This is a genomic window from Oleiphilus sp. HI0128 (assembly GCF_001635365.1).
The window spans coordinates 1-962 of record NZ_LWGG01001204.1 but is presented as its reverse complement, the minus strand read 5'-3'; the positions used below and the strand labels follow the sequence as shown (position 1 = coordinate 962).

The window sequence follows — 962 nt, the reverse complement described above, 5'->3', positions numbered from 1 at the left end:
AGAAGCTTTTCAACGAACGCGTCAGTTAGCTAATGCGCTAAAAGGCTTGGGTTTAAAGCAGGGTGATGTGGTTGCAACGATGGCTTGGAATGATCATCGGCATCTCGAACTTTACTATGCGATTTCCTGTTCAGGTATGGTTTGCCATACGATTAATCCGCGCTTATTTGATGAACAGATTGAATACATTGTTGAACATGCTGAAGATCAATGGCTATTCGTTGACTCCTTATTTGTACCTAAGCTAGAGCAGTTACAAGAGAAAATGCCCAATGTGAAAGGTTTTGTCGTATTGACCTCAGAGGCGAAAATGCCTGAAACCTGTTTACGCAATGTCCAGTGTTACGAAACGCTTATAGCTAAATACGAACCAGAATTTGACTGGCCTGAGCTCGAAGAATCCACAGCTTCTGCCTTGTGCTATACCTCAGGTACTACTGGTAACCCAAAGGGGGTTGTCTATAGTCACAGGTCAACAGTTCTTCATAGTTATGCCAGTAGCTTACCGGATGCCTTTGGCCTTTCGCGCCAGGACGTGGTGATGCCGATTGTTCCCATGTTTCACGTTAATGGCTGGGGGATCGTTTATTCAGCTCCCATGGCTGGCGCAAAATTAGTGATGCCAGGTCCTAAAATGGCTGACGGTGAGACTCTGACCAAATTAATCAATGACGAAAAAATATCGATGTCGGCAGGCGTTCCGACAGTGTGGTTGGCCCTGCTTGCCTATCTGGGTGAAAGTGGTGAGTCAATTGACAGTCTCAAACGTGTGACGGTGGGAGGAGCCGCCTGTCCACTTTCAATCTTTCAAACCTTCAAAGACAAACACAATGTAGATGTAGAGCATGCTTGGGGAATGACCGAGATGAGTCCGCTCGGCACTTATAACAAAATGTCAGCGGCTGATTTTGAGTTGCCGGAAGAAGCGATTACTGAAGCCTTATTACGTCAGGGGCGTCCTA

The 962-nt window shown here is 46.3% G+C and carries 1 protein-coding gene; it reads left to right on the top strand.

All coding sequences use genetic code 11. The features are described from left to right. A partial coding sequence (locus tag A3763_RS20415) for an AMP-binding protein (RefSeq protein WP_156495216.1) occupies positions 1 to 962 on the top strand: 962 nt, incomplete at both ends.